We start from the raw sequence: 24,665 nt of genomic DNA, 5'->3' as shown, positions 1-24,665 counted from the left end.
ATCCTGCTATGAAATACAATCGGTTTAATATGTTCTTTTCGCTTGCTGCCAAAATGGAACTAATCTTTTTGTGATTTAACTTTTATTTTTTTTGGTGGAACCTCTGAAATAGCGATTCCTTTATCTGCCATTTCACCTTCTAAAAACGACTCTTTTTTCAACTTCATCAATCTACCCCTACCATCTATCATAGCAGACCGAAGCTCTTTAACATGATTATTTAATTTTGCAATTTCGTGCACTTTTTTATCTGCACTATGCGAACTCGCAATCATTACTATAGCTAAACCAGAAATAAACAGAATCATTTTCCAGTTTTTAAAGGCATCATCACTCACCAGAAACCTTCCTTTTAATATACTATAGATATTTTTTTTCACCCTCTTAAGCTTTTAGCAATTAACCTTTAACTTCGAGCTTTTCAGCAATACGAAGCTTAGCACTTCTTGCTCTATTATTTATTTTTATTTCCTCTTGTGTTGGCACAATTAAACCTCCAACTTTTTTAAGAGGCACTTCAAAATTGCCAAACATATCACGCTCTGGTTCTCCTTCAAACAAACCGTTTCTTATAAAACGTTTTACCAGCCTATCCTCTAAAGAGTGATAGGAAATAAAACTCAAACGCCCATTAGATTTTAAAACCTCAGGTGTTTGCAACAAAAACTCTTTTAAGGCTTCAATTTCTTGATTTACCTCAATTCGAATAGCCTGATAAATCTGCGCCAAAACTTTATTCTCCTTCTTATGTTGCAAAAAACGTTTTAACACTTCTTTTAATTGGTCACTAGTCTTAATTGGCGCATCTTTTCTTTGCTCTACAATTTCTCTCGCCATTGCTGGAGCTTGCCTTAACTCTCCATATTGTAACAACACTCTTTTAATATCCTCCTCTTCATAATCATTAATTACATGGTAAGCTGAAACTTCGCTTTTCTGATTCATTCGCATATCCAAATCTGCTGCAAATCTGGTCGAAAAACCTCGCTCTGCAACATCAAATTGATGCGAAGAAACTCCAAAGTCCGCCAAAACACCATCCACCTGCTTTGCCCCATAAAACCTTAAAAACCTTTTCATGTGTCTAAAATTTTCATGAATCAAAGTAAAACGCGGATCATCTATTGTATTTTCAAGCGCATCTGGATCCTGATCGAAAGCAAACAACCTCCCATTTGAACCAAGTCGCTTTAATATTTCCCTACTATGACCTCCTCCTCCAAAAGTGACATCGACATAAACACCATCTTCCACAATGTTTAAACCATCAACGGTTTCTTTTAATAAAACAGGATTATGATATTCCATCGTCTTCATCGTCTTGTCCCATTACTTCTTCAGCTAAATCTGCAAAATCTAGAGCCGCATCATCAATGGCTTGTTCGTATTTATCTTTATCCCAAATTTCAACAATATTAATTGCCGAAGAGACCACTATATTTTTTGAAATATCTGCAAAAACCACCAAATCTTTTGGAATTAAAAGCCTACCAGTAGCATCTACTTCAATCATTTTTACTCCAGCCGTAAAACGTCGAATAAAATCATTGTTCTTCTTTTTAAATCGGTTTAACTTGTTCATCTTACTCATTAAAGCCTGCCATTCACTCATAGGATAAAGCTCTAAACAAGGCTGAAAAACTGCTCGTTTAAGTACAAAACCATTTTGCAAAACAGGAGACAACTGCTTTTTTAACGCAACAGGAAGCATCAACCTTCCTTTTGCATCCACCTTGCATTCGTATGTCCCTATTAATGAGTTCAATGTGACTTTTATCTATTAAAACGATTAAGATTCAAATATATTGAAAATTCTACCACTATTTACCACTATTTACCACATTGTTAATAAATTTTCGACTAAAGGATACTTTATTTCGTTTATTAAAAAACAAAACAAGCACAAAAACACTGAATACCAGTAACTTAAATCGACACTAGGATAACCAAAAAGGTTTATTAACATCTCCTACAAGAAACTCTACCAGTGTTTTTATTTAATTTGTTATAATTTGAATGAATTAACTATATTTGTTTTTAATAGAAATGACTAACTAAATCTATGACGCATCGCTTAAAAAAGGAGAAAGATTACAGCTATATTGAGGTTGGAGAAGGCAATCCTATAATTGTACTTCACGGACTTATGGGAGGATTAAGTAATTTTGATGCTGTTACTAAACATTTTAGTGAGAAAGGATACAAAGTTCTTATACCGGAACTACCTATATACAACATGTCTTTACTAAAAACCAACGTGAAGACATTTGCAAATTATTTACATGATTTTATTGAATATAAAGGCTTAAACGATGTTATTTTATTAGGAAATTCGTTAGGAGGACATATTGGTTTATACCATACTAAATTATATCCTGAGAAAGTTAAAGCACTTGTAATAACTGGTAGCTCTGGACTATACGAAAGCGCAATGGGAGGTGGCTACACCAAACGTAGCGACTACGAGGTAATAAAAAAGAAAGCTCAAGATGTTTTTTACGACCCTGCAGTTGCGACTAAAGAAATTGTAGATGAAGTTTACGAAACAGTAAACGACAGAAACAAACTTATTAAAACACTGGCTATTGCTAAAAGCGCGATTAGACACAATATGGCTAATGACTTACCTCACATGCAAGTACCTACTTGCATTATTTGGGGTAAGAATGACACAGTTACCCCACCTGAAGTGGCAGATGAATTTAAAAGCTTATTACCAGATTCTGATTTATTTTGGATTGACAAGTGTGGTCATGCAGCAATGATGGAACACCCAGAAACTTTTAATCTGATCTTAAATGACTGGCTAAAGAAACGAAATTTCTAAAACACGAGTTACAACGCTTTTAGTGCTACTATTTTGGTAACTAACTCTTATGTCTTTACCTTTGAATTTTAGTATTAATTTAATGAGGCTTCCGTTTTCACGGAAACACAATCGTGATGAAAATAAAATCTGCAAAATTTGTAATGAGCAACTCTGATGTTGCAAAATGCCCAAAAGACAGTATTCCAGAATACGCTTTTATTGGAAGAAGTAACGTAGGTAAATCTTCGCTTATAAATATGCTTACTAGCCGTAAAAGTCTAGCCAAAACATCTGGAAGACCAGGAAAAACACAGCTAATTAACCACTTTTTAATTAACGAAGAATGGTATTTAGTAGATTTACCTGGTTATGGATATGCTCGGGTTTCTAAATCTGCAAAAAAGACATTTCAAAAATTTATAACACAATATTTTGCACTACGCGAGCAATTAGTAACAGGCTTTGTATTAGTAGACATAAGACACAAACCACAACCTATAGACTTAGAATTTATGCAATGGCTAGGAGAAAATGGCATTCCTTTTTCTATTATTTTCACTAAAGCAGACAAGTTGAAACCTAAAGCTATAGAAAATCATGTAGAAGATTACAAAAAAGTCCTTTTAGAAACTTGGGAAGAAGTACCAAACTATTTTATTACTTCGTCATCTAAAGATATTGGAAAAGAAGAAGTATTAAAATATATAGATTCTTTGAATGCGAATATGGATTTGAAATAAGCGAATACATCAAAATTAAAACCGAGACACATGAAAAAACTTGCACTATTAATGATAATGGCTTTTGCAACTTTTTTATTAAGCTGCCATTCTAAAAAATCTCAAAACAGCTCTGCTAACGAAGTGCAAATTCAGAAAGACACAAAAACAGACACACTAACAAAACATTTAAAACCATTTAACGAAGCATTACCTACAATAGGTCTATTAATGTACAATGGTGTTTTACAAAGTGAAGTTATAGCAACCTCGGATGTTTTTTCGAAACCAAGCCAAGATGGCAAACCCCTTTTTAATGTGATAACAATAGCGGAAACGGAAAACCCAATTACAACAGAAGAAGGAATACGAATTGTACCAGATTTCACATTTAAAAAATGCCCGAATCTAATTGCTTTATTTGTACCAAGCGCATATGATATGTTTGCGCAAGTAAACAACAAAAAGATAATAGATTTTATCAAAGAGAAAAACAACAAAACGAAATACATTGTAAGTAATTGTGCTGGAGCGCAATTAATAGGTAAATCTAAAATTGCAGATGGACACAAAATTGTAACTTGGATTGGAGGTGGAGAACAATTACAAAAAGATTATCCTAATTTAAAAGTTCAAAATGATAGTTTAGTCACTTTTGTTGAAGACGGAAAATTTAGTTCTTCAAACGGAAACTTAGCCAGCTATATACCAGCGCTACATTTATTAGAAAAAATAACTAGCCTAGAGCATCGAAAATTTGTAGAAAGTTATTTGTATCTAGACAGGCTTCAAAATTGGAATAAATAAATTCCTTTTTAGTTAATAAAAATCAACTCTTTACATCTAGCGCATCCCGAAGTGCATTTCCAATTAACATAAAAGCCATTACTAAAGTCATAATACACAATCCAGGAATTAATGCCAAGTAAGGTTTTCCTAAAATAATATAATTATAATGATCTTTTATCATTGCCCCCCAACTAGCCATTGGAGGTTGTGCGCCAATTCCTAAAAAACTCAATCCACTTTCAATTAAAATAGCTGCCGCGAAATTTGCTGCAGATATCACAATTACTGGAGCCATTATATTTGGAAGAATGTGTTTGGTAATAATTCTAAAATTATTAAAACCTAAAGCTTTTGCTGCTGTAACGTACTGCATTTCTTTTGCACTAATTATCTGACCTCTTACTACTCTAGCAACTTCTACCCACATGGTTAAACCTACTGCAATAAACACTTGCCAAAAACCTTTTCCTAAAGCTAATGTTATTGCTATCACTAATAACAATGTTGGTATAGACCAAGTAACATTAATTATCCACATAATAAAAGCATCCATTTTACCTCCAAAATAGCCTGCAATACTCCCCATAAAAACTCCAATAATTAAGGATATAAAAACGGCGACAAAGCCAATAAAAAATGAAATTCTTGCTCCAACTAAAATTCGGCTTAGCAAATCCCTTCCGTATTTATCTGTTCCAAAAAGGAACGTTTTAGTAGTAATTAATTTTGTTTCCTGTGAAGGGTTAAAACTCAAAGTCTTCTCTACTCCTACCAATCCATCAGAAGCATATTCGGTATAAACCAAACTATTACCTTCTATTTTATAACTAGAAATTGGGATTTCGGTTTCTGTATTTTTTCTTCCGAAGAAAAGTTTATCGAAATAATTCTGCTCGTTTTTAATCGCAGAAGAAATAGTCAACATTTGCACTTTAAACCCAGGCTTTTTAGAGTGTATAGCCAAATGCATCTGATTTGCATATTGGGAATTATCTGGAGCTATTGCATAGGCAAAAACAGAAATTAAACCAATACATACGATAAACCAGAAACTAAAAACGCCCCAAAAATCGTTTTTAAATTTTTGGAGCGCTAAGGCACTTAATGAGTTTGTTTTACTACTCATAAAACTATTTAATCTTTTACTGTAGTAGCTACTTTTTTAATGCTATAAGACATTTTTAAATCTTCAAGTACATGCAAAGCTTCTTCCATATACACGTCTTGACTTAGGCTTTCATGCCATCTATCTCTTTTTTCTTTTAGAATTGAGTCTGTTGCAAACAATTTGTTTTCATAAGGCAAAGACTCAAACGTTAGGTTTGTTTGGTATTCTGACAATTTATCAAAACGTTTTGCTTCTTCCTCAGTTAATTCTAATTCCTGTTTGTATTGCTCATAATTTAGAGCGTGCATATTCTCATCCATTCTGGTTTTAACCCATTTGGCATTTTCTTCAATTAGCTTTAACTGTTCATTATTACTCATACGCTCTTGACTCTTTTTAATAGTAGAATCATAATCAAAATAATTATCCCAGTATTCATAATCTACAGCTTCAATTTTATCCCAAGGCAATGGGTTTTCTTGGTCTTTTTCACCAACATTAATAAAGCTATATCTATCTGGAACGACTACATCACTTTTAACTCCTTCTAATTGAGTAGAACCTCCATTAATTCTGTAAAACTTCTGCGTAGTAAGTTTTAAAGCTCCTAAATCTCCTTGCGAGTTATTACGTACCATTCGATTTAAATCTAAAACATTTTGAACAGTACCTTTTCCATAGGTTTGCTTACTTCCAATAATGATTGCCCTTTTATAGTCTTGCATTGCTGCAGCTAATATTTCGGATGCAGATGCAGAAAGTTCATTTACTAAAATCACTAATGGTCCATCCCAAACAATAGACTTATCCTTATCTTTTAAAACTTCTTTAGGTTCACCTGTAGATCGCACCTGCACAATTGGACCTTCTTTAATGAACAAACCAGCCATGTCTACAACTGTTTGTAAAGAACCACCACCATTATTACGAAGATCTAAAACCAAACCTTCCATTCCTTCTTCTTTTAAACGCTCAATCTCTTGTTTTATATCACTTGCAGCATTTCGTTTTCTATAATCTTCAAAATCTACATAAAACTTAGGTAGATTGATTACACCATATTTTTTATCCTTATTTTTTACAATAGAGGATTTAGCATAGGTTTCTTCTAGCTCGACAATATCTCTAATTATTGCAATTTCTTCAATAGTACCATCTACTTTTTTAATGGTAAGATTTACTGTTGTTCCTTTTGGACCTTTAATAAGTTTTATAGCATCGTCTAGACGCATACCTACAATATTAACCGCTTGTTCTTCGTCTTCTTGACGTACTTTTTGAATAATATCACCAACTTCTAATTCTTTACCTCTCCAGGCAGGTCCTCCAGAAATTAGTTCTACTATTTTAGTGTTATCCATTTTTTTAGATAATCTTGCTCCTATTCCTTCTAATTTACCAGACATTTGTTGATCAAAACGATCTTTATCTTCTGGTGCAAAATAAAAAGTATGTGGATCGAACTCTTCTACAATAGCATTAACATAAATAGAGAACCAGTCTTTACGCTCTTGATCGTCTATATAATCGTTGTAATAATTATTTATAGATTTTAAAGTTTCATTTCTAGCTTCTGTTTCTAGTTGCGCTAGTGTTTTTTTATCGGATGATTTTTTATTTACATTAGATTCGTCTTCAAAAGAATTATCTACACTTTCTTTTTCGTTCTCAGAAACCAAATCATCATAGTTAGCAATAGTAGTAAATTTAAGTTGTTGTCTCCAACGTTCCTTCATTTGCTTTTTATTCTTTACGTATTCTAATTTTTCGTAATCGGAACTATAACTTTCATTTACAGAATAATTAAAAGGCTTTTCTAATATATCTTTATAGATTGCTTTCGTTTCTTCGATACGCTCTAATAAACGTTCGTGTGTTAAATTGAAAAAAGCAATATCATACGCTTTTAACTGGTCATCTAATTCTGTTTTATATTTTTCGAATTCGTCTATATCGGACTTATAAAAATAACGTTTTAGAGGATCTAGTTGTTCTAGATAATCGGTATAAACTGCTGCAGAAAAATCGTCATTTAAATCTTTAGGGTCAAAATGCCCACGTTCTAACACATAAGTAATTACTTGTATTAGTAGCTTATCTTTATCTGGATCATCAAAAGTTTTACTAGTAAAACTACAAGATGCAAATGCTAATAAAAGCAAGAGGATAAACACATTATATTTCTTTTTCATTTCTTAAATGCATTAATTAATTTAAGCCAAAGTGCTTAAGTTAGGGTTTTGTCTCAATTTACTAAATTAAAGAAAAAACTGTGCCAATGAAAGGTTATGGATACTAATTTTTTGTTAAACCGAAAATATTAATAATATGCTACATAAAATATGTATTTTAGCATAGCTAAAAACAGATAATATATGACAACAAAACCACTAATTTTAGTTACTAACGATGATGGCATAACTGCCCCTGGAATACGCGCATTGATAGAGATTATGAATACGATAGGTGATGTGGTGGTTGTAGCACCTGATAGCCCGCAAAGCGGAATGGGTCATGCTATTACATTAGATTCTACATTACATTTAGAACAAGTACATATTGATAACGGCAATCAAACAGAATATAGTTGCTCTGGCACACCTGCGGATTGTGTAAAATTGGGAATTAGCGAAATACTAGATCGAAGACCAGATTTATGCGTTTCTGGTATTAATCATGGTTCTAATTCTTCTATTAATGTCATTTATTCTGGCACTATGAGTGCAGCACTTGAAGCAGGAATTGAAGGAATACCATCTATCGGGTTTTCTTTGTTAGATTTTAATTGGAATGCAAACTTTGAAGCTGTTAAAGAATATGCTAAAAATATTGCATTAAACGTTTTAGAAAACGGACTACAAGAAGGTGTTGTTTTAAATGTAAATTTCCCTAAATTGAAGCAAGAAGAAATTAAAGGTGTTCGAATTTGCCGACAAGCAAAAGCAAATTGGAAAGAAGAATTTGATAAAAGAATTAGCCCACAAGGAAAAGAATACTATTGGCTTACCGGAAAATTTGTTAATTTAGATAAAGGAGAAGATACCGATGAATGGGCTTTACAAAACGGTTATGTTTCTGTGGTACCAGTTCAATTTGATTTAACTGCTCATCATTGCATACAGAAATTAAACACTTGGGATTTTAACAAATAGATTATTAATTCCGCTTTTACGGAAAACAAAAGAGAGAAAAACGCTTTCGCGGAAACTGAAGATGAAAAAAGATATTACAATTGGTTTAGTAGTTGGTTTCATAGCAAATCTTATTGGCTTATTTATTGCCACTAAAGTTTTAGGAAAAGGAGATGGTATTTTAGACGCTATAGAAATTGCAAATGCGCAAGGTTTTATAAGCAAACTAATTAGCTTAGGTGCAATATTAAACCTTATTGCTTTCTTTTTCTTTTTAAGCAAACGACAAGATAATCGGGCTAAAGGCGTATTAATTGCAACAATATTTATTGCTATTTTAACGCTTCTTTTTAAATTTATATAAATGTAATATCCATATCTAAAACGCAATAATTATGGATAAAGATATAATGGATAATGCATGTAACCAATTAAAGAAAATAGATACGTACGCATGAAATATTACATTATTGCAGGAGAAGCTTCGGGCGATTTACATGGCTCTAATTTAATGAAGGCATTACAAAAAGAAGATGTGCTAGCCGAATTTAGATTTTGGGGTGGAGATCTTATGCAAAATGTTGGTGGCACATTAGTAAAACATTATAAAGAAAGAGCTTTTATGGGTTTTGCAGAAGTACTACTTAACATAAACTCTATTTTTAAAGCAATATCCTTATGTAAAAAAGACATAGCTAACTACAAACCTGATGTCGTTATTTTAATTGATAATTCTGGTTTTAATTTACGAATCGCAAAATGGGCAAAAGAAAACACCTTTAAAACGCATTATTATATTTCTCCACAAGTTTGGGCATCTAGAGCAAGTAGAGTAGAGAAAATTAAAAAATATGTAGATGAGATGTATGTTATTCTTCCGTTTGTGGAAGACTTCTATAAAAAATACAACTACAAGGTACATTTTGTTGGGCACCCTTTAATTGATGCTATTGCCAACAGAACGCAAGTAGACGAATACACATTTAGAAAAGAAAACCAACTCAACGAAAAACCAATTATTGCATTACTTCCTGGAAGTAGGAAACAAGAGATTAAAAAAATGCTTTCTGTTATGCTTAGTGTTGTAAAAGAATATCCGGATTATCAATTTGTAATTGCTGGTGCTCCAAGTCAAGAATATAGTTTTTACCAACAGTTTATAAACACAAAAAATGTCTCTTTTATTTCTAATAAAACTTACGACTTACTTAGCGTCTCAACAGCTGCACTAGTTACTTCTGGTACAGCAACATTAGAAACTGCGCTTTTTAAAGTACCACAAGTAGTCTGTTACAAAGGCAGTTGGTTATCTTACCAAATAGGAAAACGTATTATAACACTACAGTTTATTTCTTTAGTAAATTTAATAATGAATAAAGAAGTAGTTACCGAATTAATTCAAAAGGAATTCAACACAAAAAGATTAAAAAAAGAGTTAGATGTTATTTTAGACGAATACCAAAGAACGAAGTTCTTTATGAACTATTATGAGTTAGAAAAAAAGCTTGGTGGCAGAGGTGCTAGTGAAAAAACAGCAAAAATTATTTATAAAGCTATAACAACAGATCATTAGATTTTTATATGAAAAAAATTGCCTTACTCCTTTTACTAACAACCATATTAGCTTGCGGATCTTCTAAAAAAAAGCGAGTGGTTACCAAAAAAACACGTACCACAAAAACAGTTTCGACAAAAACAAGCACTAAAAAAACAACACCAAAAACATCTGCTACAAAAAGTAATGCAAATATAGAAAGCATCCTAGAATACGCAAAAACTTTTAAAGGAGTCAAATATAAATACGGAGGTACCACCAAAAAAGGGATGGACTGTTCTGGCTTAATATACACTTCATTTAAAAAAGAAGAAATCAGTTTACCTAGAACTACTCATGGCTTATCTACAACTGGAGATTGGATCGATTTAAAAAAAGTACAAGAAGGAGACTTGCTCTTTTTTGCAACCCAAAAAAACAGCAGAAAGGTGAATCATGTTGGTATAGTTACTACTGCAAGAACTGGCTACGTGGAGTTTATTCATGCATCTACCAGCAGAGGAGTAATGATTTCTAATCTTGCCGAACGATATTGGTATTTAGCTTATGTACAAGCAAGACGAATATTATAATCAAACTATTTAGTGTCGAATATTTACTATAAATATAGATTATTTACTATATTTATATGTGAAAATTCTAAATTTTACAGTAATTAAACTTGGCGTTTGTCTTTCTATAGGAATATTAATAAGCGTTTACTTTACTATTTCAACAACATGGTCGTTGTTTGTTTTGTGTATCGAATTCCTCCTATTGGGTATTTCCTTATGTATTTCTAGAAAACAATTTATTAAAACGCTTTGGTTTGGACTATTAGCATTTACGACTACTATTTTAATAGGAGTTGTAAATACAAACATGCACAATGAAAAACGTCTAGACAACCACTACATTCATTATAAAACAATACCTAAATCGATTACTATTCGTATTGAAGAAGTATTAAAACCTAGTAATTATAATGACAAATATATTGTTGAAATATTAAAAACAGACACCTTAGCTTCTTCAGGAAAAGCATTGTTAAATATAAAAAAAGACAGTCTTCAAAAGAAGCTAGAAGTAGACGAAATATTAATTGCTTCGGAAGGTTTTCAGGAGATTAATAAAACTTTAAATCCCAATCAGTTTGACTACAAAAAATACTTAGAAAGGCAATATATCTATAAGCAAATATATAGTCGCAGTGAAAATCTATTCCGCGTAAGCGATAAAAAACACACACTTATTGGTTATGCCAGTTTACTACGAAAAACCATAAACACAAAACTTAAAAAGCACGGTTTTAAGGCTGACGAATTAGCGATAATTAACGCATTGATTTTAGGGCAAAGACAAAATATAAGTAAAGAAGTGTACACAAATTATGTGAATGCTGGAGCAATACACATTCTTGCTGTTTCTGGTTTACATGTTGGCATTTTACTACTTCTTTTAAACACAATATTTAAACCTTTGGAACATATAAAACATGGTAAAGTTGCAAAACTAATTAGTATAATCTTTTTGCTGTGGTGTTATGCAATTATTGCTGGAGCCTCAGCCTCTATTGTAAGAGCAACAACGATGTTTAGTATTGTTGCGATTGGTATGCATTTAAAAAGACCAAGTAATATTTATAATACATTGGCAATATCGGTGTTTTTTATTCTGCTTTTTAAGCCTTTATTTTTGTTTGATGTTGGTTTTCAATTAAGTTATTTAGCAGTACTTGCCATTGTTTCCATACAGCCAATAATTTATAAAATTTGGAAACCTAGATTATGGCTGACAGATAAACTTTGGCAAATTACAACTGTAACTATTGCTGCACAGTTTGGCGTTTTACCCATTAGTTTGTTTTATTTTCACCAGTTACCTGGATTGTTTTGGTTATCTAATATTGTAATTATTCCGTTAATTGGTATTATTTTAATAAGTGGAATTATCATAATTATTTTAGCTTTATTAAATGTGTTACCATTATTTTTAGCAGATGCTTTTGCGCATATTATTCGTTTAATGAATACTTTTTTTGAATGGATTGCTAATAAAGAAGAATTTCTCTTTCAAGGAATTTCATTTCATCTTATATATGTGATTACTTCTTATTTAATTATAATAGCGTTAGTACGCTTGCATTTAAAAAAGAACTACAAAACTTTAGTGTTTTTATGTGTTACAGTTATTAGTTTCCAAATAGCATCTATATATACATCTTTTAAAAATAGTAAGGATGCATTTATAGTTTTTCATAAAAGCAAGCATACAGTTATAGGCTTAAAAAGCAACAAAACACTAAAGGTTTTTCATAATTTAGACAATATAAAAAACAACAAAACCATAAGTACTTTTGCAGTAGCAAATTATATAAAAACGATTCATGAAGATACTTTACAGGATATTTTCTTTTATAAAAACAAAAGGATTTTAATAATAGATAGTCTTGGTCTTTATAATATAAAAAGCATAAAACCAGATTATGTTGTATTACGAAATTCTCCAAAAATAAATATGGAAAGATTAATAGATTCTTTAAAACCAAAAGTAATTATTGCAGATGGAAGTAATTATAAAACCTATGTTTCCCGATGGGAAAAAACTTGTGTAAAAAGAAAACTCCCTTTTCACCAAACAGGTAAAAAAGGAGCTTTTATAGTATTAAATACAGAATCAAATTCCGAATAGAAGTTTATCCTTTAAATGTTGGCTTAAACGCTAAATAGTATTCGTTAAATGCATCTTGTGTTGTTAACTCTTTATAATCATCATTAGCAAACATTTTTAAATACAATTCTATTTGATCTGGTTTTTGGTACCCTTTAATAGGAGCAATTACTTCTGCTTTTTCATCTAAATAAACAATTGTAGGATATGCATTCACTTGAAAAAATCTAGCTAATTGATGCGCACTGTTACGGCGTTTAGCTTTTGCTGGATCATAATTAGGATTGGTGTATTCTTTTCCTTTATAGTTAGCAACCGCATTTCCTTCTGCATTAAACTTTACTGCGTAGAAATTTTCATTTACATAGGCGGCAACTTCTTTGTTTTGAAACGTATTTTTATCTAACATTTTACATGGCCCACACCATTCGGTGTACATGTCTATCATAATTTTTTTAGGTTTTTTCTTTTGAAGCTCTAAAGCTTGCTCAAAAGTGACCCAATTAATTTCTTGAGCAGCAACCGAACCAATGGTAAAAACTGCTATTAAAAGTGTAAGTGCTAAATTTTTCATTTTTATATAAATAATTGTATGAGATTTTTTTCTAGAAGAATAGTCTCAATTACTATTCCAAAATTACAAAAAATAAAAAAACACCTCTTTTTAATGAGGTATTAATATAATTATTTTACGCCATGCATTAGTTTCTTTAATAGTGGATTTAATAGCATAGAAACAACTCCTACAGCAGCAGGGACAAGTGTAAATATTAAAAAGAAAGTACTTAAAGAGTACTGTTCTGTAATTTTATCAATCATTCCTCCCATAGAACCAGCTGCTTTATTACCAATGGCAATAGCTAAATACCAAATACCAAACATAAAACCAATCATTCTTCCTGGCACTAATTTGCTCAAATAAGATAGACCAACTGGTGATATACAAAGTTCGCCCATAGTATGTAGTAGGTATGCAAATATTAAAAACATCATGCTTACAGAAGCTGTTTTTGCTCCTGGTGCAATTCCTAAGGTACCAAATACTAAAACACCGAATCCCAAACCTAATAGTATTAAGCCTATTCCGTATTTCATAGCAACACTTGGATTGTATTTACTTTCCCACCATTTAGAAAACAAAGGAGCAAGTGTAATAATAAAGAAAGAGTTTAAAATACCAAACCAAGATGCTCCAACCTCGGTTGCTTCTTTGCTAAACTCATTATTAATTTTATAAAAAACAACAGCCCAAAGAAATACAAAAGTTAATCCTAAAACCACATTAGACATTAAAATTTTAGAAGCTGTTTTTTTGAATAACAAAACTAAAACCCAAGTAATAATTGCCAAAGGAACTATAGTTAGTATGGTATCGATTATTTTAAACACACTTGCAGAGGAACCCGTAAGGACTCTGTCGGTATAATCTCGAGCAAATAAAGTCATAGAACCTAAAGACTGCTCAAAAGCTGCAAAGAAAAACACGGTAAATATTCCGAATATAGAAACAGCAATAATCTTATCTCTTATTACTTTTGTATATCTAGAAATTCTAGTTATTATTAAATATAAAAATAAAACCAAAGCAGTTAGTATGGTTACATTAGAACCATCCATATCACCAACACTAAAGTTTAATAAGTTAACATTTCCAATTTTAGACATTGGATCATTAAATAAATACAAAACACCTCCTATAGCAGAAAGCACTATTAATATTTTATCTACAGATGTAAAAGGGTTCCGTTTAACTGCAGCTTGAACATCATGTTCCTTAGGACTTTCTTCATTTATATTTTGAGGTAATTCTACTTCATGAATTCTAGAGGGTTTTTCGCCAATTTGCCCAAATAGATCTTTAGCTAACCAAAATTGAATTAAACCACCAAGCATAAATATTCCTGCCAATCCGAAACCATAACTCCAACCAATATTTTCTGCAAGGTAACCACAAAGCATCATCCCGAAGAAGGCACCAGCATTAACTCCCATATAAAAAATAGTGTAAGCACCATCTTTTTTAGATTCTTTTCCTTTATACATTTCAGAAATCATAGAAGTCACATTAGGCTTAAAGAAACCTGTACCAATAACTAATAATGCTAATCCAATGTATAAAGATATCGTAGTTTCAAAAACCATTGCAGCATGACCTAGCATCATAATAAAACAACCTATAATAACTGCCCATTTATATCCTGTAATTTTATCTGCAACCCATCCACCAACTATTGGTGTTAAATAAAGTAATGAAGAGTATGTTCCAATTAATGCTAAAGCATTTTCTCTAGACCATTCCCAACCAGGGTTATCGCTTAAAAAAGGAGCTGTAAGAAAAAGAACTAATAATATTTTCATTCCGTAAAACGAAAAGCGTTCCCACATTTCGGTAAAAAACAGTACAAACAATCCAGCTGGATGTCCAATTACTTTATCTTTAAAAAGATTTTCAATATCTGTATTCATTTATTATAGTTTAGTTAGTTCGCTTATAAAAATATTCTATTACTACTCAATTCCATGCATTTTTCTTTTAAGCATCGGATTTAATAATAACATTATTAATGCGGCAGCAATTGGAATGATTGTAAATATTAAAAAGAAAGTTGACAACCCATATTCTTCAGAAATTGGATCAATGAAACTACCTGTTAATCCACCCAAAAGATTAGCGAAAAAATTAGCTGTAAACCAAATACCAAACATTAAACTAACTAATTTAACTGGCGCTAATTTACTTACATAAGACAGACCTACTGGAGACACACATAGCTCTCCCATGGTATGTAAAAAATAAGCTATAACTAAAAACATTAAACTTACTGAAGCTGTTTTTGCTCCATCTGGAATTGCAGAAGCTCCATAAGCCAAAACACCAAATCCTAAACCTACTAAAAGTAAACCAATAGCAAACTTAACAGGGCCAGAAGGGTTTAATTTACTTTCCCAAAGTTTAGAAAACAAAGGTGCAAATAAAATAATGAATAGGGAGTTCAATACAGAGAACCATGAAGCTGGAACTTCTGTTGCATCCGATTGGAATTCTCTATTTAGCATCCAAATTACAATTGCCCAAATAATTACAAAACTAAGTCCTAATAAGATATTAGCTAATGAATATTTAGCGAAAGTTTGTTTAAATAACATTGCTAAAACCCAAGTTATTACTAACATTGGCACAATGGTTATTATCGTATTGACAATTTTAAAAGTCATCGCGGCACTACCTATTAGTGCTCTATCAGTATAATCTGCAGCAAAAACGGTCATTGAACCTCCTGCTTGTTCAAAAGCCCACCAGAAAAAAACTACAAATAAAGAAAAGACTCCTATAACAAACATTCTATCTCGAACTACTTTAGAGTTTTCTGCTTCATCAAGAACTTCTTCAATATTTTCTTCTAATTTTTCAACACTATGTTCTAAGGTATCTTCAAAACCCTCTGCCATTTTAGGTGACAATCCTATTTTTCCAAAAATCTTTTGCGTAAAATAAAACTGCAACATTCCTAAAAACATAAATATTCCAGCTAATCCAAAACCATAATGCCATCCTATATTCTCTCCAATGTAACCACATAAAAGGATACCTAAAAATGCTCCTGCGTTGATTCCCATATAGAAAATGGTATAACCACCATCTTTCTCTTTTCCTTGTGTTTTATATAATTGTCCTACCATGGAAGAGATATTTGGTTTAAAAAAACCGTTCCCAATAATTAAACAAGATAATCCAGCGTAGAAAAACATAGAAGTAATTCCTTCTAAGGCCATCGATGCATGTCCTACTGTCATAATAAACGCTCCAAGAACAACTGCTTTTCTATACCCCATAAATTTATCGGCTATAAAACCTCCAATTATTGGTGTTAGGTAAACCAATCCGGTATACCAGCCATAAAGCACAAGTGCGTCTGCTCTACTCCATTCCCAGCCACCATCAATTATGGTTGACACTAAAAATAATACGAGTAAAGCTCTCATTCCGTAATAAGAGAAACGTTCCCACATTTCTGTGAAAAATAGTACAAACAACCCTGAAGGATGTCCTAAAACTGTTTTTTGATTCTCTGCAGAGCCTCCAAATTTAAATTCCATGTTATATTAGTTAGTTAGTTAATAAGTTTACCCTTTAATCTTTACTTTTTGCTGTTCTTTACTTTCCTGAATTGGCAATTTATCTCCAAGTTTGTCATTAATAAAGTTCGTCATTTTTTTATACAAGTGTAGTCTAGTATTTCCTCCATAAATACCATGATTTTTGTCTGGATATACCATCCATTCAAATTGTTTATCTGCTTGTATTAAAGCTTCTACCATTCGCATGGTATTTTGTAAATGCACGTTATCATCACCAGAACCATGAATTAAAAGAAAATCGCCTTTTAGTTTATCTACATGATTGATTGGTGAATTTTCATCGTAACCACTTGCATTTTCCTGTGGTGTAGTCATATAACGCTCTGTATAAATAGAATCGTAAAAGCGCCAACTTGTTACAGGTGCAACTGCAATTGCCATTTTAAATACATCATTCCCTTTAAAAAGTGCATTACTACTCATAAAACCACCATAACTCCATCCCCAAATACCTATTCGACTTGCATCAATATATGATCTAGTCCCTAATAATTTTGCAGCCTCAATTTGGTCTTCTACTTCATACTTACCAAGTTCGTTTTGTGTTACTTTTTTAAAATCTGCTCCTTTAAAACCAGTTCCTCTTCCGTCCACACAAACTACAATATACCCTTGTTGTGCAAGATGTTGGTACCAATAATCGTTTGCACCATTCCAACGATTTGCAACTTGTTGTGAACCTGGTCCAGAATATTGATACATAAATAATGGATATTGTTTATTCTCATCGAAATCTGCTGGTTTAATCATCCACATGTTTAAATCATTTCCATTTACACTTAAAGTAGAAAACTCTTTTTTAGAGGTTGTATACTCCAATACTTTTTTAGAGAGTGCATCATTATCTTTTATGCTTTTCACCAAGTTTCCTGTTGTAGCATTGTTTAATGTATATTCCGGAGGTGTTGTTGCGTTAGAGAATGTATTAATAAAATAGGTGAAATCTGCACTAAACGAAGCATTATTTGTGCCTGTGCTTTTGGTTAATCGTGTTTTATTAGTTCCTTTTAAATCAATTTTATACACATCTCGATTTATAGAACCATTTTCAACAGATTGATAATAAATAGTATTTGTTTTTTCATCAAAACCATAATAATTGGTTACTTCCCAATTCCCTTTTGTTATTTGATTGATTAGTTTTCCATTTTTATCGTAATGATAAATGTGATTATATCCATCTTTTTCGCTAGTCCAAATAAAACTATCATCCTTTAAAAAAGTTAGATTATCAGTTACATCAACATATGCTTTGTCTTTTTCGGATAGCACTAAATTTGCTGTACCTTTTTTAGCATTAATCATCCAAAGATCTAATTCACTTTGATGTCTATTCATATATTGCGCACTAAGCACATCGGCATCATTTGTCCATTTTATTCTTGGAATATAGAAATCATTGTATGTTTTATCTAATTTTACAGGAGAAGCTGTCTTGGATTTTAAATCATATAAATGTAAGGAAACCATAGCATTCTCCTCTCCTGCTTTCGGGTATTTAAAAACTTGTTGTGTTTGGTATAAAGCAGATCCATAGACATCCATAGAAAACTCTGGAACCTCTGTTTCATCAAATCTTATAAATGCTAATCTATCACTAGATGCATTCCATTCGAAAGCACGAACAAAACCAAATTCTTCTTCGTAAACCCAATCGGTAATACCATTAATAATTTTATTTTTTTCGCCATCAAAAGTGATTTGGGTAGTTTCACCTGTAACTAAATTCTTCACAAATAAATTATTATTTAAACCATAAGCCACTTTAGTTGCATCTGGAGAAAATGTTGGTTCTTGTATTTTTTCTTCCGCAATTAATGTAACCGAAGTATCTTTTGTATCATAAACATAGAACAAACCTAAAGTCGATCGTCTAAAAATAGATTCTACTTCAGTAGCTAAAATAATTTTACTTTCATCTTGACTAAAGGTATAGTCTGAAAAATAAGGTATCTTATCTAAATTCGCAGAGTTTACCAAAGTATTTACTTTACTAAGTGTTTTATAATCGTAAACATCGATAGTTGTAGTTCTAGAAACTCTATCAAAATTTAAAACAGAATATTGTTGTCCGTTTTTCATAGAGTGTAAAGCATCCATTCTTTCGGCTCTAAAAGTACCATTCCAGATATCTTCTAAAGAAATATTTTTGGTTTGTGCTGTAGAAGAAATTGCTGTAAATAAAAAACAACTTAATAGGAAGAATTTAAAAGTTCGCATTGAAAATAATGATTTTATCAAATGAATGTCAAGTTTACTAAAAATTAAGCAAAAAACCCTAAATATTAACAGTAAATTAAAGTAAAAAACACTTAAAAACGGTTAAATTTTATACCATAAAAACTTAAGTTACTTAAATGAAAACCATTAAAAAAGGGAATACTATCTTTGTCTTTTTAAAACACAGTACATGAGTGCACCTATTTCTGGTTTTTCTAAATTATCTAAATCTAAAAAAATAGATTGGATTGTAGAAACCTATTTTTCGAATAAAGAAGAAGCTAAAAAAATTATTAAGCAATATTGGAACACCAATATATCGCTACAAAACTTACATGATGAATTTATTGAAAACACGATAACCAACTATTATTTACCATTTGGTGTCGCGCCTAATTTTTTAATAAATGATAAAATGCACACAATACCAATGGCTATTGAAGAAAGCTCTGTAGTTGCTGCTGCTAGTAAATCGGCCAAGTTTTGGTTAGCACGTGGAGGCTTTAAAACTAAGGTGCTTTCTACAACTAAAATTGGACAAGTACATTTTATGTATTCTGGTGACTACAATATTTTAGAAACTTTTTTTAATACTGTAAAAAGCCAACTTATTGCAGATGCCAAACCAATCACAAAGAATATGGAAAAACGTGGTGGTGGTATTTTAGATATTATTTTGAAAGATAAAACCGAAGCTATTTCTGGTTATTATCAACTACATGCAACTTTTGAAACACAAGATGCAATGGGAGCAAATTTTATTAATTCGTGTTTAGAACAGTTCTCAAAAACGTTTAAAGCTGCAGCAGAAAATCATTTACAAGACAACATCGAGATTGTAATGAGTATTCTGTCTAATTACGTTCCAGACTGTTTGGTTCGCGCAGAAGTAAGCTGTAAAGTCGCAGATTTACCAAAAGATGATTTTAATGCCGAAAAATTTGTACAAGCAGTAGCTATTGCGGAAGTTGAACCTTATCGAGCAGTTACACACAACAAGGGCATTATGAATGGGATCGATGCTGTTGTACTTGCCACTGGTAATGATTTTAGAGCAGTGGAAGCTGGTGTTCATGCATATGCAGCTAGAAATGGAAAATATAGTAGCTTAACACATGCTACCATTGAAAATGATGTATTTACTTTTTGGATGGAAATACCTCTAGCTTTAGGAACTGTTGGTGGTTTAACCAATTTACATCCTTTAGTAAAATTAGCGTTAGAGCTTTTACACAAACCAAGTGCTAAAGAATTAATGCAGATTGTTGCAGTTGCTGGATTAGCACAAAACTTTGCCGCATTGCGCTCTTTAACCACTACAGGAATACAAGAAGGGCATATGAAAATGCACTTAATGAATATATTGAACCAAATGGAAGCTACCGATTTTGAAAAAGAAACACTTGTAAACCATTTTAAAACAAATAGCGTCACTCATAGCGCTGTTGTTGAAGCGTTTAATGCGTTAAGAGAAAAAAATTAAAGGTGAAAAATTATTACAGCAGCGGAAAATTATTACTTACAGGTGAATATGTAGTGCTTGATGGCGCTTTAGCTCTTGCTGTACCAACAGCTTTTGGCCAAAGCTTAACTATTGAAGCCCTAGAGGAACAGAAAATCATATGGAAAAGTATAGACCAAAAAGGGAACATTTGGTTTGAAGCAACATTTATATTAGAAAACAATATAATTTCTCAACACACAACAAAAGACAGTGCAGTTTCTAAGCGACTCATACAAATACTACAAGCTGCAAAAACACTAAATACTGAATTTTTAAAAGATAAAAAAGGGTATCAAATCGCAACACATTTGGAGTTTCCAAAAAACTGGGGACTTGGCACTTCTTCTACTTTAATAAATAACATTTCGAATTGGGCAAATGTGGATGCATACCAACTATTAGAAAAAACTTTTGGAGGTAGCGGTTATGATATTGCTTGTGCACAAAATGAATCTACAATTACCTACCAACTACATAACACAAAAGAGACTCTAGATAGTATAAAAAATCAAAAGCACAGTCGTATAATAACCCCTATAATTTTTAATCCGCTATTTAAAGAGCATTTATATTTTGTGCATTTAAACCAAAAGCAAAACAGTAGAGACGGCATTGCCCATTACAAAAAAAACAATTCAAATCTAAAAGAAGCTATTAGCGAAATAAATAAAATCACCCAAAGTATTATCACCTGCAAAACGCTTAAAAAGTTTAACGCACTTATAGATCGGCATGAGCAAATCATTTCTAAAATAATACGTTTAAAACCAGTTAAAGAAATACTTTTTAAAGACTTTAACGGAAGCATAAAAAGTCTTGGTGCATGGGGAGGGGATTTTGTTTTAGTGAGTTCTAAAACCAATCCAACAGATTACTTTAAGAATAAAGGTTTTGATACTATTTTAAGGTTTGATGAAATGGTTTCTAATATTTATTAAATGTTAGTATTAGATGCTGAATCTCCTTCCGCATGACAAAAGAGTATATTTTAATATAAACCCGTTTGCTTACGACTTATCCCAAAAAAACGACACTTCAGAAATTTGCTTTTGAGGACTCTTTGTTATATTCCTAATTTTACATTGTTAAAACAAATAAGGTATCATGGAAGAAACAATTAAAATATTTATTTATATACATGCCTTTTTTGGCGGATTAGGATTAATTTCCGGAATAGGAAGTATTATAGTCAAGAAAGGAAGTATTCCGCACAAAAGAATGGGAAAACTATTTTCCATTGGAATGATAACTAGCTCCTTAATTTCTATCCCTATTACTTTTATACCAAATCACGAAAACACTTTTCTTTGTCTTATCGGCTTATTCACCATCTACTTAGTGATTTCAGGAAACCAAATACTGACTTTTAAATCCAAAAGCAAGCTATCAGCAAATGGTTTAGATAAAACAATTTCTGGAAGTATGCTACTCCTTTCTATTGCAATGATTTCATTTGGTGCTTATGGTCTACTATTAGGAAAGACTGCTTTTATACTGTTTATGTTTTTTGGAGGTTTCGGACTACTATTAACGATAAAGGATTTTATGTTCTACAAAAACTTTAAAGCACTCAAAAATGGTTGGCTACGCAATCATATAGGAAAGATGATTGGAGCGTTTATAGCATCTATAACCGCTTTTATAGTTGCCGGTTTAGGTCTTGGAAGTATCCTTTCTTGGATCTTGCCTTCTATTCTTGGAACCATTTACATACTATATTGGAAAAGGAAATTGAATTAGTTCTCTAAAACCGAATTTAATACCATTAGCAATCATTACTCCAAGAAATACGATTTAAACCCGAGATTAGTAATAAAAAAAGCCCTTTTAGATTTCTCTAAAAGGGCTTTATATTTTTAATGTTCTAGCTTTTACTACTGAACTGTATTTGCTCTGTTATCTTCAATATTTGAAGCATCTTTTAAAGCGGTATATAACCTAGAATCTACTTCCGTTTGTTTTTGTTGTCCTACTTGGTTTGCAAAAGCTTGGTAGTTTGCTAGCTCAACTGCTGGAGTAGCTTTAGTTACCTGTACCATGTACACACCATTTTCACCAACAATTAATTTAGAAGTTTCACCTTCCTTTAATCCAAAAGCAGCACCAACAACTTTAGGTTCTCTACCCACTCCTGTAACTGTAGGAGTTTTCATGTTTACTGCTAAAGCAGTTCTAATGGTTTGTCCTTCTGCGCTAGCAAGATCTTCTAATGTTGTTGCAGAAATTCTACTTTTAATCATATCTGCTTTTTTAGCTTTACGAATTGCTGGCAAAGCAGTTACAGATGCGTTTTGTGTATTCATTAATCCTGCTTTGTTTTTAGCAGTTAATTGTACTACAGCAAAACCATTAGATATTGGGAATTTTTTAATATCTCCAATTTCTGCATCTTCTTCAAAAGCCCAACGAACTATTGCTCTTTGGCTATTTAAACCAGGGATATTCTCATCTAAAACCTTAATACCATCTACTGGACGTACAGTATAATTATTTTCTTTAGCTACATCTTGAAATACACCATTTGCAACTGCGTTTTCAAAACTAGCAGCATCTCTAAACACTTTAGAAATTGTAGCTTCACTAGGCTCAATTTTTCTTGCAATTGTAGCAACCTTAATAGTACGTTGCATATTTTTCTGTCCTAATATTTCAATAATATGATATCCGAATACTGTTTCTACCACACCAAAGTCTCCTTTACTATTTTCAAAAGTAAAATCTCTAAATTCTGGAACCATAGCGTTATACGTAAACCAATCCAGAACTCCTTCTTTTTCATTACTTACTGTATCTGCTGAAAAATCTAACAAGCTAACAAACTTAGATGGCGAAGACTTAACAACGTTCATTATACTATCGGCAGTAACTTTTGCTTGTTCTTTTGTTTGCACTGTTTCTGCGGTTGCAGAACGAGAACCAATAAATGGTAATAATATATGTCTTGCTTTTACTGAATCTGGCATTTGTTTTACTGCAACAACTTTAGATAATTTAAAGTTATTTGCATCTTTATAAGGACCAAATACTTCACCTGCATTTAAATTAAAAATACTATCAGCAACAGCTGCAGGTAAATCTGTTTTTTTAATAAAACGATTATCGAATTTAATGTCTGAATTTGCATTTACAAAAGCTTCATTATCTTTTGCTTTTACAAAACTTAAAACGGTATCATTTCTTTTAGTTACTTCATTATATACAACCTGATCTTTTAAAAGATTTTTTAGGTTTTGTTGAATAGCGTTTTCATCTTCAAGAGATGCCACTTCATTAAACTGTACATAGTTTATATTTCTAGAAGCTTCTACAGTGTATTGTTTTACATGACTGTTCATGTAAGCTGTGATATCACTATTAGAAACAGTAATTGTACTATCTACTATAGAAGAGAAAGGTACTTGAATAAATTTAATATCTACTTGGTCTCCTTCTAATTTATGTTGTAATTCTCCTTCTGCAAGTGTACCTACCATTCCTGCTTTAACCATATTAACATAGTTCTGGTTAAGTGCATTAGCAGCAACTCCTTCTTCATAATCAATCCATTGTTGGTATGCTATTGAAGACGTTTCCTTTAAGTTCGCAATATATTCATTCATTTTATTTTCATCAAAAAGGCCAGCTTCATTTTGAAAATCTGCATTATTAGCTAAACTTGTTTTTAACAAATCTCGCATTTGGTCTTTTTCTACTGTAAAACCTAATGCATCAAATTGTGTTTGCATTACCGCTTGACGAACTTCTTGGTTCCAAACGTTGTTCATCGCCTGTGTACTAGTTCCGTTTCCACCCATTTGGCGTTGCATCGCTTCTACTTTTTGCATAAAATCTTCTCGTGTAATGTCTTTGCCGTTAATTGTAGCGACAACATTTTGCGATTTTGCTGTAAGTGCATCACTGTTTCTAAACAAATCTGCTAATACAAATGAGAATAATGCTAATGCGATTACTGCAATTAGTACTAAGGATTGTTTTCTAATGTTATTTAAAATTGCCATTTTTGGTATAAATTTTATTCAATATAGTGCGCGAAAATACCAT

21 protein-coding genes are annotated in these 24,665 nt (G+C 31.8%); 11 read left to right on the top strand and 10 right to left on the bottom strand.

What is annotated here, in order from left to right:
* Positions 1-59: 59 nt before the first annotated feature.
* From ACVC3Y_RS16735 to mraZ, 3 genes are read right to left on the bottom strand one after another with little or no spacing between them, the layout of a single operon-like run.
* The gene (locus tag ACVC3Y_RS16735) at positions 60-380 is read right to left on the bottom strand and encodes an FtsL-like putative cell division protein (protein ID WP_303420406.1); all 321 of its coding nucleotides are present in this window, start codon (positions 378-380) and stop codon (positions 60-62) included.
* A gap of 19 nt (positions 381-399) precedes the next feature.
* A complete protein-coding gene (gene rsmH / locus ACVC3Y_RS16730; RefSeq protein WP_303421812.1) occupies positions 400-1,308 on the bottom strand; it encodes a 16S rRNA (cytosine(1402)-N(4))-methyltransferase RsmH in 909 nt (302 codons plus the stop codon).
* Positions 1,295-1,765, bottom strand: a complete 471-nt coding sequence (mraZ, locus tag ACVC3Y_RS16725) for a division/cell wall cluster transcriptional repressor MraZ (protein ID WP_452227522.1) — start codon at positions 1,763-1,765, stop codon at positions 1,295-1,297. The genes rsmH and mraZ overlap by 14 nt, the downstream gene beginning before the upstream one ends.
* A 297-nt stretch (positions 1,766-2,062) precedes the next feature.
* Here mraZ and ACVC3Y_RS16720 point away from each other — a divergent pair, with 297 nt between their 5' ends.
* The 3 genes from ACVC3Y_RS16720 (at position 2,063) to ACVC3Y_RS16710 (ending at position 4,335) form a co-directional block, all read left to right on the top strand.
* The gene (locus tag ACVC3Y_RS16720) at positions 2,063-2,827 is read left to right on the top strand and encodes an alpha/beta fold hydrolase (protein ID WP_452227521.1); all 765 of its coding nucleotides are present in this window, start codon (positions 2,063-2,065) and stop codon (positions 2,825-2,827) included.
* A 116-nt stretch (positions 2,828-2,943) separates the two neighbouring features.
* Entirely contained in the window at positions 2,944-3,549 is a 606-nt protein-coding gene (gene yihA / locus ACVC3Y_RS16715) for a ribosome biogenesis GTP-binding protein YihA/YsxC (protein ID WP_303420412.1), read from the top strand.
* Positions 3,550-3,579: 30 nt separating this feature from the next.
* On the top strand, positions 3,580-4,335 hold the full coding sequence (locus ACVC3Y_RS16710) for a DJ-1/PfpI family protein (protein WP_452227520.1): 756 nt from the start codon (positions 3,580-3,582) through the stop codon (positions 4,333-4,335).
* A gap of 22 nt (positions 4,336-4,357) precedes the next feature.
* Here ACVC3Y_RS16710 and ACVC3Y_RS16705 read toward each other — a convergent pair whose 3' ends face one another.
* Positions 4,358-5,443 (bottom strand): ABC transporter permease, encoded by a 1,086-nt coding sequence (locus tag ACVC3Y_RS16705; RefSeq protein ID WP_452227519.1) that lies wholly within the window; start codon positions 5,441-5,443, stop codon positions 4,358-4,360.
* Between the two features lie 8 nt (positions 5,444-5,451).
* Complete coding sequence (locus tag ACVC3Y_RS16700; RefSeq protein WP_452227518.1) at positions 5,452-7,617, bottom strand: carboxy terminal-processing peptidase; 2,166 nt, start codon at positions 7,615-7,617, stop codon at positions 5,452-5,454.
* 183 nt (positions 7,618-7,800) lie between these two features.
* Here ACVC3Y_RS16700 and surE point away from each other — a divergent pair, with 183 nt between their 5' ends.
* The 5 genes from surE to ACVC3Y_RS16675 all read left to right on the top strand — a co-directional run bounded on the left by surE (position 7,801) and on the right by ACVC3Y_RS16675 (position 12,781).
* The gene (surE, locus tag ACVC3Y_RS16695; protein ID WP_452227517.1) at positions 7,801-8,577 is read left to right on the top strand and encodes a 5'/3'-nucleotidase SurE; all 777 of its coding nucleotides are present in this window, start codon (positions 7,801-7,803) and stop codon (positions 8,575-8,577) included.
* A 61-nt stretch (positions 8,578-8,638) separates the two neighbouring features.
* A complete protein-coding gene (locus ACVC3Y_RS16690; RefSeq protein ID WP_303420422.1) occupies positions 8,639-8,920 on the top strand; it encodes a hypothetical protein in 282 nt (93 codons plus the stop codon).
* A gap of 90 nt (positions 8,921-9,010) precedes the next feature.
* On the top strand, positions 9,011-10,129 hold the full coding sequence (gene lpxB, locus ACVC3Y_RS16685) for a lipid-A-disaccharide synthase (RefSeq protein ID WP_452227516.1): 1,119 nt from the start codon (positions 9,011-9,013) through the stop codon (positions 10,127-10,129).
* 8 nt (positions 10,130-10,137) lie between these two features.
* Positions 10,138-10,683 (top strand): C40 family peptidase, encoded by a 546-nt coding sequence (locus ACVC3Y_RS16680; RefSeq protein ID WP_452227515.1) that lies wholly within the window; start codon positions 10,138-10,140, stop codon positions 10,681-10,683.
* 58 nt (positions 10,684-10,741) lie between these two features.
* The gene (locus ACVC3Y_RS16675) at positions 10,742-12,781 is read left to right on the top strand and encodes a ComEC/Rec2 family competence protein (RefSeq protein ID WP_452227514.1); all 2,040 of its coding nucleotides are present in this window, start codon (positions 10,742-10,744) and stop codon (positions 12,779-12,781) included.
* A 4-nt stretch (positions 12,782-12,785) separates the two neighbouring features.
* On the opposite strand, the gene ACVC3Y_RS16670 is transcribed toward ACVC3Y_RS16675, so the two are convergent.
* The 4 genes from ACVC3Y_RS16670 to ACVC3Y_RS16655 form a co-directional block, all read right to left on the bottom strand.
* Entirely contained in the window at positions 12,786-13,334 is a 549-nt protein-coding gene (locus ACVC3Y_RS16670) for a thioredoxin family protein (protein WP_303420432.1), read from the bottom strand.
* Positions 13,335-13,444: 110 nt separating this feature from the next.
* Positions 13,445-15,226 carry a peptide MFS transporter gene (locus ACVC3Y_RS16665; protein WP_303420434.1) on the bottom strand — a complete coding sequence of 594 codons (1,782 nt, stop codon included), beginning with the start codon at positions 15,224-15,226 and terminating at the stop codon, positions 13,445-13,447.
* 42 nt (positions 15,227-15,268) lie between these two features.
* Positions 15,269-16,858, bottom strand: coding sequence for a peptide MFS transporter (locus ACVC3Y_RS16660; RefSeq protein ID WP_303420435.1), 1,590 nt, complete (start codon positions 16,856-16,858; stop codon positions 15,269-15,271).
* Between the two features lie 27 nt (positions 16,859-16,885).
* The gene (locus tag ACVC3Y_RS16655) at positions 16,886-19,120 is read right to left on the bottom strand and encodes a S9 family peptidase (protein ID WP_452227513.1); all 2,235 of its coding nucleotides are present in this window, start codon (positions 19,118-19,120) and stop codon (positions 16,886-16,888) included.
* A 190-nt stretch (positions 19,121-19,310) separates the two neighbouring features.
* Here ACVC3Y_RS16655 and ACVC3Y_RS16650 point away from each other — a divergent pair, with 190 nt between their 5' ends.
* The 3 genes from ACVC3Y_RS16650 (at position 19,311) to ACVC3Y_RS16640 (ending at position 22,364) form a co-directional block, all read left to right on the top strand.
* Positions 19,311-20,603, top strand: a complete 1,293-nt coding sequence (locus ACVC3Y_RS16650) for a hydroxymethylglutaryl-CoA reductase, degradative (RefSeq protein ID WP_303420439.1) — start codon at positions 19,311-19,313, stop codon at positions 20,601-20,603.
* Positions 20,604-20,605: 2 nt separating this feature from the next.
* A complete protein-coding gene (locus ACVC3Y_RS16645; protein WP_303420442.1) occupies positions 20,606-21,562 on the top strand; it encodes a GYDIA family GHMP kinase in 957 nt (318 codons plus the stop codon).
* Positions 21,563-21,728: 166 nt separating this feature from the next.
* Positions 21,729-22,364, top strand: coding sequence for a hypothetical protein (locus ACVC3Y_RS16640; RefSeq protein WP_303420444.1), 636 nt, complete (start codon positions 21,729-21,731; stop codon positions 22,362-22,364).
* A gap of 134 nt (positions 22,365-22,498) precedes the next feature.
* On the opposite strand, the gene ACVC3Y_RS16635 is transcribed toward ACVC3Y_RS16640, so the two are convergent.
* Positions 22,499-24,622, bottom strand: a complete 2,124-nt coding sequence (locus ACVC3Y_RS16635; RefSeq protein WP_452227512.1) for a peptidylprolyl isomerase — start codon at positions 24,620-24,622, stop codon at positions 22,499-22,501.
* Between the last annotated feature and the right edge of the window lie 43 nt (positions 24,623-24,665).

It is taken from the genome of Lacinutrix cladophorae (assembly GCF_053604645.1).
The sequence above is the reverse complement of the archived record's forward strand: the minus strand, read 5'-3'. Positions and strand labels throughout refer to the sequence as shown.

Excerpts from the sequence above, each read along its gene's own strand:
- rsmH (WP_303421812.1), bottom strand. The coding sequence starts at position 1,308 with ATGGAATATCATAATCCTGTTTTATTAAAAGAAACCGTTGATGGTTTA.
- ACVC3Y_RS16720 (WP_452227521.1), top strand. The coding sequence starts at position 2,063 with ATGACGCATCGCTTAAAAAAGGAGAAAGATTACAGCTATATTGAGGTT.
- yihA (WP_303420412.1), top strand. The coding sequence starts at position 2,944 with ATGAAAATAAAATCTGCAAAATTTGTAATGAGCAACTCTGATGTTGCA.
- ACVC3Y_RS16710 (WP_452227520.1), top strand. The coding sequence starts at position 3,580 with ATGAAAAAACTTGCACTATTAATGATAATGGCTTTTGCAACTTTTTTA.
- ACVC3Y_RS16705 (WP_452227519.1), bottom strand. The coding sequence starts at position 5,443 with ATGAGTAGTAAAACAAACTCATTAAGTGCCTTAGCGCTCCAAAAATTT.
- ACVC3Y_RS16700 (WP_452227518.1), bottom strand. The coding sequence starts at position 7,617 with ATGAAAAAGAAATATAATGTGTTTATCCTCTTGCTTTTATTAGCATTT.
- surE (WP_452227517.1), top strand. The coding sequence starts at position 7,801 with ATGACAACAAAACCACTAATTTTAGTTACTAACGATGATGGCATAACT.
- ACVC3Y_RS16690 (WP_303420422.1), top strand. The coding sequence starts at position 8,639 with ATGAAAAAAGATATTACAATTGGTTTAGTAGTTGGTTTCATAGCAAAT.
- lpxB (WP_452227516.1), top strand. The coding sequence starts at position 9,011 with ATGAAATATTACATTATTGCAGGAGAAGCTTCGGGCGATTTACATGGC.
- ACVC3Y_RS16680 (WP_452227515.1), top strand. The coding sequence starts at position 10,138 with ATGAAAAAAATTGCCTTACTCCTTTTACTAACAACCATATTAGCTTGC.
- ACVC3Y_RS16670 (WP_303420432.1), bottom strand. The coding sequence starts at position 13,334 with ATGAAAAATTTAGCACTTACACTTTTAATAGCAGTTTTTACCATTGGT.
- ACVC3Y_RS16665 (WP_303420434.1), bottom strand. The coding sequence starts at position 15,226 with ATGAATACAGATATTGAAAATCTTTTTAAAGATAAAGTAATTGGACAT.
- ACVC3Y_RS16660 (WP_303420435.1), bottom strand. The coding sequence starts at position 16,858 with ATGGAATTTAAATTTGGAGGCTCTGCAGAGAATCAAAAAACAGTTTTA.
- ACVC3Y_RS16655 (WP_452227513.1), bottom strand. The coding sequence starts at position 19,120 with ATGCGAACTTTTAAATTCTTCCTATTAAGTTGTTTTTTATTTACAGCA.
- ACVC3Y_RS16650 (WP_303420439.1), top strand. The coding sequence starts at position 19,311 with ATGAGTGCACCTATTTCTGGTTTTTCTAAATTATCTAAATCTAAAAAA.
- ACVC3Y_RS16640 (WP_303420444.1), top strand. The coding sequence starts at position 21,729 with ATGGAAGAAACAATTAAAATATTTATTTATATACATGCCTTTTTTGGC.
- ACVC3Y_RS16635 (WP_452227512.1), bottom strand. The coding sequence starts at position 24,622 with ATGGCAATTTTAAATAACATTAGAAAACAATCCTTAGTACTAATTGCA.